Raw genomic sequence first — 14780 nt, 5'->3', positions numbered from 1 at the left:
GGTGGGGTAATCAGCTATTTCAGACTTGTGTATACGCCGTAGCCATTTCGGCTAGAGGGGGATGAGACTAAGCACACTAAAAATTTATTTTTATAACTGAAAATTTTATTTTATTTATATGTTAAGTAGCTTTTAGGATATTATCTGTATAATCTATCATTCAGTCTGAATTATCGAATGTATAATCTATCATTCAGTCTGATTGATTATTAACCTCTGTTACTCATTGATAGGTTGAAATGTGGGAATTAGGGCATCTCTTTTTCAGACATAACATACCACTCACTTAGTAGTTATTTATTAACTGAATTTGAGAAGTTATGTAGGCATACTCTATCCTAGACATGACCTAAACTTGTGCTGCAAAAATCATGAGCCATTATATGAATAGTTAGCACGTTAACAGCACTATCCAATGTCTCAAGACTTATTAAACTCCTTTCAAGAAGCATACAGCAATCTCGAACTGTTTCCGTTAATGGAACGGAACGAAATGGAAAGATTTCGAGTCGAATATGGTGATGATTTGATTGCAGACCTGAACCAATTAGTAGAAGATAGTCCTAATGGAGATGGCAAAATAGTCTTTACAGGACATCGAGGATGTGGTAAGTCTACTTTGTTAGCTGAGTTTAGCCGACAAATTCAAGATAAATATTTTGTAGTTCTATTTTCTATTGCTGACAAAATTGAAATGTCGGCAGTTAATCATATTAATATACTGTTTGCGATCGCAGTTAATTTAATGACAGAGGCAGAAGCCCGCAAAGTTGATATTCCGCAATCTACTAAAGAAGCTCTTTATAAGTGGTTCGCTACCCGCACTCGTACTGAAGAATCCAATTTGCAAGCAGAAGTAAGTATAGGTTTTGACCTTTTAAAGTTGATTAGCTCGAAATTAAAAGCCGATGCAAGTGTTCGGGATGAAATTAAGCAAGAATTTGAACGCAAGTTATCAGATTTAGTTGCGAGAATTAACGAAATCGCTGCTTTAATTCAAGCTGCAACTAAACAAAACGTTTTAGTAATTATTGATGATTTAGATAAACTGGATTTAGGCAGAGTTAACGAAATTTATCGAGATAACATTAAAGCTCTTTGTCAACCTAACTTTCAAATTATCTACACTATCCCGATCGCAGTCCTTCGAGAAACATTTATTAGTACAATAATTGCCACTGAAACCAACGATCAAGTTGTGGCAATGCCTGTATTAAAAATATTTGATAAAGGTAAAAATCGCTTACCGAATGCCCAACCTCGCCGGGAAGCAACAAAGATTCTCGGTGAAGTTTTACAAAAGCGGATTCCCAGTGAATTAATCGCGGTAGAAACTGCTGAAAAAATTGTGATTTACAGTGGTGGCGTATTGCGAGAATTAATTCGGATTTCTAAAGAATGTTGTCGGATATGTTTGCGAACTATCCGGCGAAACCCCTCAGCCGAAGTTATTATTGATGATAAAATTCTTCTGCAAGCAATCAATAAAATTCGCAATGATTTTTCGATACGCTTAGGAAAAACTGATATCGATATTTTACAGAGCGTTTATGAACAATTTATGCCCAACGACCCCAAACAAGCAGAGTTTTTAGATTTGTTACACGGGCTGTATGTTCTAGAATATCGCACTGATGAAACTTGGTATGATGTTCATCCAATTATTATCGAAAGCTTGAGAAGACAGGGAGCCATTAATGTTAAATGAGGAATTATTTGATGAAGGAGAAAATCAAGATGCGTATGATGATTTAATTGTTTCTATTGAAGCTCAAAAGCGGGGATTAAACTTACTGATTGCAGTTTGCGATGATGCTAGCTTTCGCGATCGGATTATTGCTCAATATGAAGCTGAACTACAACCTGCCTTCGGTGTATATCGAGTAACTCTAGCACGTCAAGAACCTAGTCTCAAAGCTGCTATTAACCAACTGGTACAACAAGAAGAATATCTCCGTCAGCAGAATCCGGCGGTAATCACTGTGACGGGTGCTGAACAATTGTATTTTCTCAGATTGGGAAATGAGCAATCGGAACAGGAGAAATTGTTTGGTTACTTACAGTGGACAAGGGAAGGATTGCGCGAATTTCCATTTGCGATCGTGCTTTGGGTAACTAACCAAATTTTAGTCAACTTAATTAAAAAAGCTCCTGATTTTTGGAGTTGGCGCAACGGTGTATTTCGGTTTGAATCTCAAAAAACAAATGCTATTCCTGGTAAAGAATTAGAAAATATCCGCTTTGTTTTTCGAGACACAGAATTAGCTAGTACAGATACTAATGAAACAAATCGCTTTTTCTTACCCATTCAAGATTTACAAAGGTTAATTGAGAAAGTAGAACAAGAACGGGGAGCTAAAGACCCCACCTTGGCTACTTTATACTCAAGATTGGGCGATATTTACCACAGCAGATTAGATCGGGGTGAATCTCAAAACTATCAAGAAGAACAGGAATTAGCAATTAAATATTTGCGGAAAGCGAGTGAGTTACAAAATGAATTAGGTTTGCAGATAGATTTAGCTAATAGTCTCAACAATTTAGCAGGAATATATCGTGCAACGGGAAACTACAGTGAAGCCGAACCCTTATATAAACAAGCTTTAGAACTGAGAAAACGCCTGTTAGGAGAAAATCATCCTGCTTTTGCTACTAGCCTGAATAATTTGGCAGGACTTTACAAATCTACTGGACAATATAGTAAAGCAGAACTTTTATATCAACAAGCTTTAGAACTGAGGAAAGGATTGTTAGGAGAAAACCATGCCGATGTTGCTGCCAGTCTGAACAATTTGGCATTACTATATGATGAACAAGGACGTTATGACGAAGCAGAACCTCTGTATTTGCAATCATTAGAACTCGAAAAACGTCTGCTGGGTGAAAATCATCTTTCTTTTGCTCTGATACTAAATAATTTAGCGCTACTTTATTATCATCAAGGACGTTACAGTGAAGCCGAACCTTTGTCGCAACAAGCAATAGAATTAGATAAGCGATTTTTGGGAGAAGAAAATCCTGATGTTGCCACAGATTTGCACAATTTAGGTTTAATATACCGCGCTCAAGGACGCTACAGTGAAGCGGAATCTTTATTTTTAGAATCATTAGAACTCAAGCAGCGTGTATTACAAAAAGCGCATCCGCTATTAGCAGATACGATCTATGCTCTGGGTTATATGTACAGAGAACAGGGACGTTACAATGAAGCGGAACCCTTATGTATAAAAGCCTTAGAACTTGATAAGCACCTATTGGGAGAAAATCATCCCAATGTTGCCGAAAGTCTCAATAATCTGGCAGAAATTTATCGTGCAACTGGACGTTACTGTGAAGCAGAACCGCTTTATTTGCAAGCTTTAGATATTTGTGAACGAGTCTGGGGTGTAAATCATCACCGTAGTGTTACTGTTCGTCAAAATTTAGATAAGCTTGCCGCAGCAATGCAGAATAATTAAAAGGAAGTAGCGATTGAAACGATCTGTGATGAAAAACCTAATAACAATGACTAAAAATGTTCGCAATATATAAGCTAAGGTAGGCAATTTATGACTCAAGCTATACCCAAATTAGTAACCTTTGAAGATTTTACAGCTTGGCGTCCTGAAGGTGGAAGGTATGAATTACATGATGGCGTGATTGTTGAAATGGCACAATCAGTAGGAGACCATGAAGATATTATCGGGTTTTTGGTTGAAAAAATTGCAGTTGAGTACGTTCGCAATGGTCTACCTTATTTCATCCCAAAAACAGCATTAGTTAAATCTGCTATTAGTCAGTCTTGCTATTCTCCAGACTTGCTATTACTCAACCATCCTGCTTTAAAATTAGAGCTACTTTGGCAGAAATATTCTACGGTTGAGTTTGCCGATTCTATCCCTTTAGTGATTGAAGTTATTAGTACTAACTGGCGGGATGATTATTATAAAAAGCTAGGTGAATATGAACAAATAGGGATAAAAGAATATTGGATTGTTGATTATTTAGCTATCGGTGGTAAAAAGTTTATCGGTAATCCTAGACAACCTACTATCTCTATCTACCAATTAGTTGACGGTGAATACCGAGTTACTCAATTTAGAGGCGATGACCGCATCGTATCACCTATTTTTCCCGAACTAAACCTGATTGCTCAACAGATTCTGCAAGCTGGTAGTTCCCAGTTCTAGCCGCGATCGCACACAGTCTATACTTTTAGATACCCGACCTCTTAAACAAGTCGGGTATCTCTGGAAAGCTTGCTCAATTGTCCTGCAAATCTACTAGCGAACGCCAACAAAACCAGCTTTCTCAATTGCCCTTTGTCCCTGATCGGTTAATAAAAGATTGGCATAAGCATTTCCAATCTGCTGTTCCCGTCCTTTATTCTGCTTAATAATCACAAACAAATTCGCAATCATCGGATAGCTGCCATTTTCGATCGCCTGAGTATTTAGCTGGTTGCGCTGACGCGGACACTTTTCAGGCGAAACCATCGGCGTTTGATAAGGGGTAATTAGCCGATCGGAAGTCTGACCCAATGGTAAAGCCTTCACGCTACATTGAAAGACTACCGAACGGGCAGAAGCATAATACACACCACCAGGAGTTTTACTGAGTTGGCGCACTGCCTCTGTAGCAGAGTAGACATATTGCACATTAGAGCCAAATGCTTGCCCTTTTAAGCCGCTATTGTTAGGAAATATTACTGTATCTGCGTCTTCTGGTCGTTGCGAAAAAGCTGTGATGGGTAGATTTGGCCCGCCGACTTGATTCCAGTTAGTAATTTTACCTAAATAAATTTGCTGCAATTGGTCAACAGTTAAACCAGGCACATTGAGTGATGGGTTGACTACCACTGCTATCCCATCTTTACCCACTTGGCGTTCCTCAAGGGTAAAGCCTCGCTCTTTTGCCATAGCTTGTTCTTCATTTGTGAGGGGACGGGAAGACTGAGCAAAGTCTATTTTCCCATCAAGCAACATCCGAATGCCAGAGCTAGAACCAGGACTACCATTAACAGGGTTTACGTAGCGTAATCGTAGTTCCGGGCGATCGCTCTGGATCTGAGAATCTACCAATTGCCGAATAGATGCCCAAGCGGTACTACCTCCGTAGTTGAATGATGCAGGGGGAACATCAGCAACTGTCTGAAAAGTTGATTCATTCTTAGAGACGCGATTGAAATTTTGATTAGAGGAATTAACGCTGTTGCGGGGCAATATATTTGGCTTCAATAACCACCAAAGTAATCCGCCAATAACCATAAGTGTGAGAACTTTACCAATAATCAAACCTCTAAGAAAGAGGGAGATTTCGCTGTTAATTAAAGCTTTTCTTTGATTTGTATTGTCCATTTTTTTAAATATTGTTTCATTGTATTTATCTTACAGGAATATCTAGGTATTTATCCTACAGTAATCTTGAAATATTTAAATTTACAGTAAATTTGTAATAGCTAGTTAATAGCCAGTTTGATGATTGCTGCTAGATAATTAACTTTTCTAATTTAGTGAAATTAAATTTACTCTTTGGTAGTTTTTGCAATGGTGCAATTGCTTTGACAGATTCTTTTATTAGCTGCTGATTTAGCTAGTAGACTACTTATATTAGTTAATAACGGGAACTCAATCTTTCTATAAAACTCTTTAGTGGAGTAGGTTGGTTTGGAAGCGATGTCCCCGTATTAATAAATGTATAGATTAAAACTATTACTATCAAACTCGTAGTTGCACCAAGACCAATACCCAGTAGCAAAATAAAGTTTCTATAAGTTAGCAAATTGGTATCATCAGCTTTGTAGTTGATGTCAGCAGATTGTGAAGACTGTGATAACGCTACATCAGAATCAAGTGCTTGTAAAGCTTCTGTGGCAGACTGATAACGCTGGTTGTAGCGATCGCGAACCATTGTATCTAAAATATTTGCCAGAGCATCACTTATTTCTGCCTTGTCGCGCCAGATAACTTCTCCAGTAGTGGGATCTTCTGGTAATTGCTCAGGCATTAAACCTGTTAAAGCTTGAATGCCAATCATCCCGACTGCATAAATATCGCTGCAAAGTTTTGGCTTGCCCTTAGCCTGTTCGCTTGGCATATAGCCAGGAGTCCCAACCGCAATTGTTAAGCCTGCTCCCAAAGCACCAATTTTCTTAATACTCCCAAAATCAATTAGCACAATCTTTCGATCGGAGTACCGCCGCATTAAGTTTTGAGGCTTAATATCTCGGTGAATAATATCGTGTTGGTGGACGAAAGCCAGTACTTCTAGGATGTCTTTTAATAAATTTACGACTGTATTCTCGTTGAGACGCTGACCTGGGACAATTTCTTGAGTCAAGGCATGACCGTCAATATATTCCTGAACTAAATAGAAATCCCCGTCTTCATTAAAATGAGCAAACAGTCTCGGAATTTGCTCGTGGTTGTTGCCTAGCTGGTATAAAACTTCTGCTTCCCGATCGAATAGCTTTTTAGCAATGGGTAGAACAGCTGGGTTAGAATCTTTTGGATGAAAATGTTTGACTACACAATGAGGTTGTCCTGGTAAATCCAAGTCAATGGCCAAGTAGGTATCACCAGAACCGCCACTTCCTAACTGTTTGACAATCTCAAAGCGATTCCGAAGTGTTTTTCTGTTGAAAGAGGAGCGATGTCTGTTACGTATAGCACCCCCTACTAAGTAAGTATTACCAGATTCTCCGCTTCCTATCACTTTGACAGTTTCAAAGCGACTTCGGAGTGTTTTTCTGACTAGAGGGTTCTGGCTCATGTGGCGTATACTACTTCTTAATTTACTGACCATTCAGAGCTTGAGTGAGGTTATTAATAACTGCTTGCTGCTAGATTTGCCGATCTTTGCGGCAGTTAGCCATCGCGCGACCTATGCTTTGGATACCTTTGGTGCTTAGTTGCTTGACTGCTTTGTTGAATACCCTTACAAGTATCTTAATACAAAATTAATTTATGAAATACTTCTGTAATATTATCACTTAAGTAAATTTAACACTAGTCCACAGTATTTAAACTGTGGGCAGAGAATAAGATTTATGAGTTAAGATGGTTAATTCTTTTAACTGTTAAGTCTGATTACTGACAAAACGTTGAGCAGTGAAATTTCAAGGCACAAATAGCACTTAAAGTGTTCGCTACCATTTTGTCATCAGATTCTAGTCGTTACTAACTGCGATCGCGTTGTCAGATCGATGTGAGTTTGACGAAAAAACTAAAAAAGATTTGGTAAGTTTTTGAGATAGTTAGGTGTAACTTTTCAATTACTCACGCATTTTACGATCTCAATTTACTAATAATTATAGCAAATCTTTAATGCGTATTCGCTTCCACAAAATGCCCCAATTAATATGTGTGATACCAATTGTTAAAAAAAATCCATCCCTACCTACCCTTAGCAAGGGGAGGGTGCGTGTCAGCGCAGGTTGGGTTATCTGTCGTAAACATTTTTGGAATTGGTATCAAAATACTTCAATGAGAAAGCAAAGCGAATTACAATACTTGCAATCTCGCCAATAACTTCAAGTTTCTTGCTACTTTTATGACTAAAATAAATATGAGAATTATATTTCCTTAAATATAAATCCGTATAAATTTGCGAACTTTATTTATTGGTTTACTCAGTCCTCATAACATTAATTTACAGTATATTAACTGGTTCTTCAATACTTTCTCTAAAACATCCTACTTTTCCGACTTTTCCCACCTTTTACTTTACTCGCCTTTTTATCACTTTCAATCACTCAGTTGCATCTAGCAAAAGTAATAGTTGGAATAAATAGTTGAAGCTGATTTTTATATATTTTTATTTAACTTTTTTAGGTAGGCAATAAATATGCCTTATTTATATTAATAACCTTTGTATAAGGCAATACAGAAAAATTGTTTAACCTTTACCGCTTACTTTTTTCCCTACAATGCCAAGAAGTCTAAGGTTTTTGGAGCTAACCCAAGCGTATTGTTGCATAAGGGTAGCACTTCTACGTCTTTATGTTCATTTTCACTGATATTTTTATTCTGTTAATTAAAAAAGCCCCCTAGTGGGGGCTGATTAAGTTGTCCGCGTGGATTAAACAACTAGTTAATTAATACTTACAGTAGATACAGTAATCCGAATAAAATAATCCAAATTACGTCAACGAAGTGCCAATAGATTTCGGCTGCTTCAATGCCAAAGTGCTTTTCGTTACTATAGTGACCCGGAAGGCGCGATCGCCACAACACGGCAACGATTGCCAAAACGCCGATGGTAACGTGCAATCCGTGGAAACCAGTCAAAACGTAAAATGCACTCGCAAATAAATTGGTAGTTAGACCAAATTCTAAATGGGTATATTCATATACTTGACCCACCAAGAAGATAGCACCCATTGCAGCGGTAATTGCTAACCAGATTTGCGCACCCCGCGCATCGTTCTTTTTGATAGCAGTATCGGCATTGTGCATGACAAAACTACTAGAAATTAGATTGATGGTGTTGACTCCAGGTAACAAAAGTTCTAATTCTGGAGTACCTGCTGGCGGCCATGCAGGTAAGGTAGCACGGAAAGCCAAATAGGCTCCGAACAACCCCATAAAAATCATCCCTTCAGCAATTAGGAAGACAATTAGCCCAAACATCCGATGGTCTGGATGTTCTTCATGATGACCGACGGACGCTTCCGCTGCATGGTGATGATTTAGTTCGGTTTTAGCTGGGTCAATAGTTTGACTTTGCATGAATTTTTATAAGTGGGGAATGGGGAATGGGGAATGGGAGTTAGAAGTTAGGAATTAGAAGTTAGGAGTTAAAAATTAGGAGTTAAAAATTTTGAACTAACAACTTTATTAAAGTCATCATTCATAACTCATAACTCATAACTCATAACTCATAACTCTATTTCCGGTCTTCGGGATTAGCAGCAACCGCTGGATCGGGTTCTGCTCTTAATACTGAGTTCGGCCCGCCAGATAAAACTGGATTGGGATCGGATAAAGGTACACCTTCGTCAGCCTTTTCCAAACCGTAGTCGTAGGGGCCTGTAGCTAGTACTGGGGTTCGATCGAAATTTTCGATCGCTGGCGGTGAGGTTGTCATCCATTCTAAGGTAAGTGCCCTCCAGGGATTATTACCAGCTTTTTCACCGTATAACCAACTCCAAATCGCATTGATGATGAAGGGGAATGTCGAAACTGCTAGTATGTAAGCGCCGTAAGTGCAGATTTCGTTGAGAAAGGTAAATTTGGGGTCATACTGGGCAATCCGGCGGTTCATGCCCATTAATCCCAGCTTGTGCATTGGTAAGAAGGTCATATTTAGACCAACTATTGTTAAGGCAAAGTGAACTTTACCCCAAAATTCGTTCACCATTCGTCCCGTCATTTTCGGGAACCAGTGGTAAATGCCTGCATAAATCCCTAACACGCTACCGCCAAAGAGCACGTAGTGTAAGTGTGCTACCACAAAATAGGTGTCGTGGACATGAATATCAAAAGGCACTGCTGCCAACATCACGCCACTGATCCCGCCGATGACAAAGGTGCCAACAAAGCCAATGGCGAAGAGCATGGCAGTATTAAGCCGGATTTTCCCACCCCACATGGTTGCTAACCAACTGAATATTTTAATTCCCGTAGGTACGGCAATGATCATCGTGGTGATCATAAAGAACATCCGCAACCAACCGGGGATACCGCTGGTAAACATGTGGTGCGCCCAAACAATTAGCCCCAGAAAGCTAATAGCGAGAGACGAATAAGCGATCGCTTTATAGCCAAAAATCGGCTTGCGGGAATGCACGGGAATAATTTCTGAAATTGCCCCAAAAAAGGGCAAAATCATGATGTAAACGGCTGGGTGGGAGTAAAACCAGAACATGTGCTGGTACACAACTGGGTCGCCACCCCCAGTTGGGTTAAAAAATGTCGTTCCTGCGAATAAGTCAAAAGCCAGCAAAATTAAACCAGCTGCTAACACTGGTGTAGATACCAAAGTCAGCGCCGAGGTAGCAAACATCGCCCAGCAGAATAAGGGCATTTGATGAACCCCCATACCGGGGATACGCATCCTGAGCAATGTGACGAGAAAATTGATTGCTCCTAAAATCGATGACGTACCTAGTAGGAGGACGCTCATAATCCAAATTCCCTCACCGACTTGACCTGTTACCAAGCTCAGGGGAGGGTAGGAAGTCCAACCCGCATCCGGTGCATCGCCTACCACTAAACTGACGATCAACAATAAACCCGCAGGCGGAATCATCCAAAAGGCAACAGCATTCAAGCGCGGAAATGCCATATCCTTTGCCCCAATCATCAAAGGGATGAGGAAATTAGCAAAACCCGCACCAGCTGGCACGATCCACAAGAAAATCATGATCGTGGCGTGCAGCGTAAATAAGCTGTTGTAGACTTCAGGGGTGACGAAATCGACTTCTGGAGTTCGCAGTTCTGTACGAACCAAGTCAGCCATCACGCCACCGATACAGTAAAAAATGAATGTAGTGACTAGGTATTGAATCCCAATCACCTTATGGTCGGTGTTGAAACTAAAGTAGTCTTGCCATTTTCTGATCCCTGACTCCTCAACAAGAGCAGGGGCGTTGGCAGTTTCTTGCACTTGAGCTTGGGTCATTTGTCATTTGTCCTTTGTCACTTGTCCTTTGTCATTTGTCCTTTGTCACTTGTCCTTTGTCATTTGTCCTTTGTCATTGGTATGAGTACTAATGACCAATGACTAATGACTAATGACTAATGACTAATGACTAATGACTAATGACTATTTGTGAACTTGATGGAGGATTTCTGGCTTAATTCCCATATCCTTGGTGTAAGGAGCGAGAAATTCATTTGGGGATAGATTCGCAGGGTTAACAGCAATGGCTTGATTTAGCGTTTCTTTGCTGGCAACTAGCTGTTCTTGCATCCATTTATCAAAGGCTTCTTGTGGCTCAACAACTACTGGCGCTCTCATTGCACCGTGGTAGGGGCCACAAAGTTCTGCACAGATCAGGGTATAGTCTCCTGCTTTTTGAGGGGTGAAGCGAATCTCGCTTTGCCTACCGGGGATCGCATCTTGTTTCAAGCGGAATTCTGGAACCCAGAAAGCGTGGATGACATCGTTGGCTGTCATACTGATTTGCACTTCTCGCCCAATAGGAACGTGCATTTCACCTGTAGTTATACCAGTTTCAGGATAGGTGAAAATCCAGGCATATTGTAGACCTGTGACGTTGACTTGTAATTCTGCTGGTTTACCTGCTTTATCAGGAGTTCCCCCAATCGTCGGGGCAACACTACCGACACCTGGGGCATTCCGCAGTTGGGGAATTTGGTCAGCATTGCGGACTTCTGCGGTAGCTGGGTCTTGCATTGCCTCATCAGATTTTTCTTGATTGAGGTTGGGTTCGGTGCTGGGTGGAGTATCGCTTAAAGTTGCGGCCATAGCACTCCCATGCCCTGGCATTTTCATCGACTCCTGATTCATCATCGGTGCTTCATGGATAGCATGGGGATCAAAGCCACCGATTTCGTTGTAAACATCAAAGCTGTAAACAGAAATACCGATAACGATAATTGCTGGGATCGCCGTCCAGAGAATTTCTAGAGGTACATTGCCTTCAACTGGCGGGCCGTCTTCATTGTCACCTGCACGCCGACGATATTTAAATGCAGAGTAAATTAAAACACCTTCGACGAGCAGGAATATACCTGTTGAAACGATCATCATCGCGTTGAACAGACCATCCACTAAGACGGCTTCATCCGTGGCTGCTGCTGGCAACAGACCGTGATTTTGACCGTACCAAAGGCTGGCGAGCGTTAGCACGATGCCAATGAGTAATGTCCAGATTGAACTTGGAATCTTCACGGCTTACTTAATTGAATTTACTACGTTATCTTAAAGCTGCTCACTTACTAAGGTAGTCTAGGCTGTCAGACATGGGGGAGAAAGGTCTGAAATTTTTATTAATTTTTTTGGCTATTTCACTAATTTTGAGTATGAGTTTACTATCATACAACGCCAAAAATAGATGAAAATCAGTGAAAAAGTTTAAGGAAAAATTTAGGATGTTTAAATTTATTCCCATGAATCAATTTCTCACATCTTGAAAAATACCTAAAGCTTCAGGCAAAACCTTTCTGGAGTGATTCAAAGTATAAGTGAGTGCTAATCTATAAACCCATAGCCTATACGCTAGGGTGGAGATGGGACACTAAAAGAAAATTGAAAATTTTAAGAGATTCACCAAGAGCGGGCAGAAGGTATCCTTCATGAGCGAATTTGTCCTACAACAACAAAATGAAGCGGCGCTTCAGCAGCAAAAACCCAAGGAAATGATTCGTCGCTTGGTGTGGAAAATATGCATAGCCACCTTAATTTTGATGGCAATAGGCAGCGCCACCCGTGTGATGAATGCTGGACTTGCTTGCCCAGACTGGCCCTTATGCTATGGCGAACTGGTGCCAGCCAAGCAAATGAATCTCCAAGTGTTTTTGGAGTGGTTTCACAGATTGGATGCAGCTTTAATTGGTGTAAGCGCGATCGCACTCTTCGGTTTGTCGTGGTGGCATCGTCGTTTTTTACCCTCTTGGCTGCCTTGGGCATCTACATTCGCCCTATTTCTAATCGTCTTCCAAGGCATCTTGGGGGGACTCACCGTTACCGAACTGTTGCGGTTTGATATCGTTACCGCTCATTTAGGAACGGCGCTGTTATTTTTTTGCACCCTGCTGATTATCGGCACGGCACTTACTCCCTATCAGGGGAATGGAACCGTTGGTAAGTTGCCTTGGGTCGGTTTAACTGCCACTGTTCTGGTTTACCTGCAAAGTCTCTTGGGTGCTTTGGTAGGCTCTCGCTGGGCGCTACACCAATGCCTCGGCGGTTCTCAACTTTGTACTGTAATGTACAGTCATATTGCTGGTTTGGTGCCGCCTTCCTTGGCAACCTTGGCAATAGTATTTATCTGTTGGCGGACACCAGCACTACATCCAGCCTTACGGCGACTGGCAAATTTGGCTGGTGCGTTGCTAACCTTACAAATCTTGTTGGGATTCGCCACTTTCAAATTACATCTCCAAGTAGAGCCTCTCACCGTCTCTCACCAAGCTATAGGAGCTACTTTGCTGGGTACTTTGGTGGTTTTCACAGTTCTCGCACTGCGTGACTCTGTGAGTGCTGAGTCACGAGTACTGAGTGCTGAGTAGGGAATGGGGCATTGGGCATTGGGGAGGCAGTGCGGTCTTCTCCCAAGGGGAGACGCCAAGGGCGATGGGGTCTCCCCAAGTAGAGCAACTGCCGTCATTGAGCATTGGTTCTTCTCCTTAATCTCCCCCTGCTCCCTCATCTTCCCCTGCTCCCCACTCTCCACTAAACGACGAAAGCCGCAACGGCGAGTATTGCGACCTATGCAGGTGCAGAAAATCTGTGTTTTCGTTTGCTTAATAAGAGCCAGCTTGAGCGGGGGCTGCATATAAGTTGTTGAAAAATAAGGAACCAGAGCCAAAATGATTGAGACTAATGTCTCTCGCCACCACGGAACATTTTTACAGGTAATTCAAAGTTACTACCAGCTAACCAAGCCTCGGATTATTCCGTTGCTTTTGATTACTACGGCTGGGAGTATGTGGATTGCTGCTAAGGGTGAAGTAGACCCATTGCTGTTGCTAGTAACTCTCACTGGTGGCACCTTGGCTGCTGCAAGCGCCCAGACGATTAACTGTGTCTATGACCGAGATATTGATTATGATATGGAGCGGACGCGCCATCGTCCGATGCCATCCGGTAAGGTTCAGCCGCGTGATGCTCTAATTTTTGCGATCGCACTAGCGACAATTTCCTTTACACTCCTAGCAGTATTTGCCAACCTGTTAGCCGCCCTGCTAGCATTTTCTGGGATCGTTTTTTATATTTTGGTTTATACCCACTGGCTAAAACGCCACAGTACCCAGAATATCGTTATTGGTGGAGCTGCTGGGGCAATTCCGGCGTTAGTGGGTTGGGCTGCTGTCACAGGCACATTAAGCTGGTCAGCATGGTTAATTTTTGCCATCGTCTTTTTGTGGACACCGCCCCATTTCTGGGCTTTAGCTCTGATGATTCGGGATGATTACGCAAAAGTTGGGATACCAATGCTACCTGTGATTGAAGGTGATACGGCAACCGTGAAGCAGATTTGGTACTATACGCTGGTAACAGTATTTGCAACCGTGTTATTGGTATATCCTTTGGGCGCGAGTGGAATTCTTTATGCTGCGATCGCTGTAATTCTGGGAGGATTATTTATCCACAAATCTTGGCGGTTGTTGCAAAATCCAGAGGATCGCGCTGTAGCTAAAGAGTTGTTTCTGTTTTCCATCTCCTACATGATGCTGTTGTGTCTGGGGATGGTAGTTGATAGTCTTCCCGTTACCCATAATTTAATTAGTGCGGTGAGTAGTCATCTGCATTTTATTGGATAGGGGATGGAAAATTTAGCGATCGCGTTTGGTAAAGGGGCGCGATCGCATTTTCGGAAATTAAAAATTATACATAATAATTAGAGTTTGGCGGATTTGCGATTAAAAATAAAATTTCAGTTGTAACCAAATTGATTAAAAAGCTGAATGTTGACAAATTACATTCGTACAGCAATGCATAAAGCAACTTATGAGTTGCTTGAGGATGGAACTTTCTACGGCGAAATTCTAGAATGTCAAGGTGTGTGGGCAAACGCAACAACACTAGAAGCTTGCCGGGAGGATTTGCAAGATACTCTTGAAGGATGGATTGTACTAGGATTGCGTTTGGGTCATACTCTATAGGCTTCT

The 14780-nt window shown here is 41.3% G+C and carries 12 protein-coding genes; 7 read left to right on the top strand and 5 right to left on the bottom strand.

From position 1 onward, the window contains the following. The first annotated feature begins 415 nt into the window (after positions 1-415). From RMX89_RS07305 to RMX89_RS07295, 3 genes are all read left to right on the top strand, one after another. On the top strand, positions 416-1708 hold the full coding sequence (locus tag RMX89_RS07305) for an ATP-binding protein (protein ID WP_322688441.1): 1293 nt from the start codon (positions 416-418) through the stop codon (positions 1706-1708). Continuing rightward, positions 1698-3458 (top strand): tetratricopeptide repeat protein, encoded by a 1761-nt coding sequence (locus RMX89_RS07300; protein WP_322688440.1) that lies wholly within the window; start codon positions 1698-1700, stop codon positions 3456-3458. The genes RMX89_RS07305 and RMX89_RS07300 overlap by 11 nt, the downstream gene beginning before the upstream one ends. Before the next feature lie 90 nt (positions 3459-3548). Then, positions 3549-4169, top strand: coding sequence for a Uma2 family endonuclease (locus RMX89_RS07295; RefSeq protein WP_322688439.1), 621 nt, complete (start codon positions 3549-3551; stop codon positions 4167-4169). Between the two features lie 93 nt (positions 4170-4262). Here RMX89_RS07295 and RMX89_RS07290 read toward each other — a convergent pair whose 3' ends face one another. Both RMX89_RS07290 and RMX89_RS07285 read right to left on the bottom strand, forming a co-directional pair. Beyond that, positions 4263-5336: a PstS family phosphate ABC transporter substrate-binding protein gene (locus RMX89_RS07290; protein WP_322688438.1), complete on the bottom strand. Its 1074-nt coding sequence runs from the start codon at positions 5334-5336 to the stop codon at positions 4263-4265. Between the two features lie 256 nt (positions 5337-5592). Continuing rightward, positions 5593-6750 carry a serine/threonine-protein kinase gene (locus tag RMX89_RS07285; RefSeq protein ID WP_322688437.1) on the bottom strand — a complete coding sequence of 386 codons (1158 nt, stop codon included), beginning with the start codon at positions 6748-6750 and terminating at the stop codon, positions 5593-5595. Here RMX89_RS07285 and RMX89_RS07280 point away from each other — a divergent pair. Next, positions 6749-6889 (top strand): hypothetical protein, encoded by a 141-nt coding sequence (locus tag RMX89_RS07280; RefSeq protein WP_322688436.1) that lies wholly within the window; start codon positions 6749-6751, stop codon positions 6887-6889. The genes RMX89_RS07285 and RMX89_RS07280 overlap by 2 nt on opposite strands. A 1192-nt stretch (positions 6890-8081) precedes the next feature. Here RMX89_RS07280 and RMX89_RS07275 read toward each other — a convergent pair. The 3 genes from RMX89_RS07275 to RMX89_RS07265 form a co-directional block, all read right to left on the bottom strand. Beyond that, positions 8082-8708: a cytochrome c oxidase subunit 3 gene (locus RMX89_RS07275; protein WP_104909637.1), complete on the bottom strand. Its 627-nt coding sequence runs from the start codon at positions 8706-8708 to the stop codon at positions 8082-8084. A gap of 157 nt (positions 8709-8865) precedes the next feature. Next, positions 8866-10602, bottom strand: coding sequence for a cytochrome c oxidase subunit I (gene ctaD, locus RMX89_RS07270; protein WP_322686462.1), 1737 nt, complete (start codon positions 10600-10602; stop codon positions 8866-8868). Between the two features lie 144 nt (positions 10603-10746). Continuing rightward, positions 10747-11838: a cytochrome c oxidase subunit II gene (locus RMX89_RS07265; protein ID WP_322688435.1), complete on the bottom strand. Its 1092-nt coding sequence runs from the start codon at positions 11836-11838 to the stop codon at positions 10747-10749. Positions 11839-12242: 404 nt separating this feature from the next. Here RMX89_RS07265 and RMX89_RS07260 point away from each other — a divergent pair, with 404 nt between their 5' ends. The 3 genes from RMX89_RS07260 (at position 12243) to RMX89_RS07250 (ending at position 14774) form a co-directional block, all read left to right on the top strand. After that, a complete protein-coding gene (locus tag RMX89_RS07260) occupies positions 12243-13178 on the top strand; it encodes a heme A synthase (RefSeq protein WP_322686460.1) in 936 nt (311 codons plus the stop codon). Positions 13179-13478: 300 nt separating this feature from the next. Further along, on the top strand, positions 13479-14432 hold the full coding sequence (locus tag RMX89_RS07255; protein ID WP_322688434.1) for a heme o synthase: 954 nt from the start codon (positions 13479-13481) through the stop codon (positions 14430-14432). 144 nt (positions 14433-14576) lie between these two features. Then, positions 14577-14774: a type II toxin-antitoxin system HicB family antitoxin gene (locus tag RMX89_RS07250; protein ID WP_322688433.1), complete on the top strand. Its 198-nt coding sequence runs from the start codon at positions 14577-14579 to the stop codon at positions 14772-14774. The last annotated feature ends 6 nt before the right edge of the window (positions 14775-14780 follow it).

Source organism: Nostoc sp. DedSLP04 (assembly GCF_034530775.1).
Classification (GTDB): domain Bacteria; phylum Cyanobacteriota; class Cyanobacteriia; order Cyanobacteriales; family Nostocaceae; genus Nostoc.
This window is presented reverse-complemented; position numbering and strand designations above follow the sequence as displayed.

What these genes read in the sequence shown, in the direction of transcription:
- RMX89_RS07305 (WP_322688441.1), top strand. Translation starts at nt 416, where the DNA reads ATGTCTCAAGACTTATTAAACTCCTTTCAAGAAGCATACAGCAATCTC.
- RMX89_RS07300 (WP_322688440.1), top strand. Translation starts at nt 1,698, where the DNA reads ATGTTAAATGAGGAATTATTTGATGAAGGAGAAAATCAAGATGCGTAT.
- RMX89_RS07295 (WP_322688439.1), top strand. Translation starts at nt 3,549, where the DNA reads ATGACTCAAGCTATACCCAAATTAGTAACCTTTGAAGATTTTACAGCT.
- RMX89_RS07290 (WP_322688438.1), bottom strand. Translation starts at nt 5,336, where the DNA reads ATGGACAATACAAATCAAAGAAAAGCTTTAATTAACAGCGAAATCTCC.
- RMX89_RS07280 (WP_322688436.1), top strand. Translation starts at nt 6,749, where the DNA reads ATGTGGCGTATACTACTTCTTAATTTACTGACCATTCAGAGCTTGAGT.
- RMX89_RS07285 (WP_322688437.1), bottom strand. Translation starts at nt 6,750, where the DNA reads ATGAGCCAGAACCCTCTAGTCAGAAAAACACTCCGAAGTCGCTTTGAA.
- RMX89_RS07275 (WP_104909637.1), bottom strand. Translation starts at nt 8,708, where the DNA reads ATGCAAAGTCAAACTATTGACCCAGCTAAAACCGAACTAAATCATCAC.
- ctaD (WP_322686462.1), bottom strand. Translation starts at nt 10,602, where the DNA reads ATGACCCAAGCTCAAGTGCAAGAAACTGCCAACGCCCCTGCTCTTGTT.
- RMX89_RS07260 (WP_322686460.1), top strand. Translation starts at nt 12,243, where the DNA reads ATGAGCGAATTTGTCCTACAACAACAAAATGAAGCGGCGCTTCAGCAG.
- RMX89_RS07255 (WP_322688434.1), top strand. Translation starts at nt 13,479, where the DNA reads ATGATTGAGACTAATGTCTCTCGCCACCACGGAACATTTTTACAGGTA.
- RMX89_RS07250 (WP_322688433.1), top strand. Translation starts at nt 14,577, where the DNA reads ATGTTGACAAATTACATTCGTACAGCAATGCATAAAGCAACTTATGAG.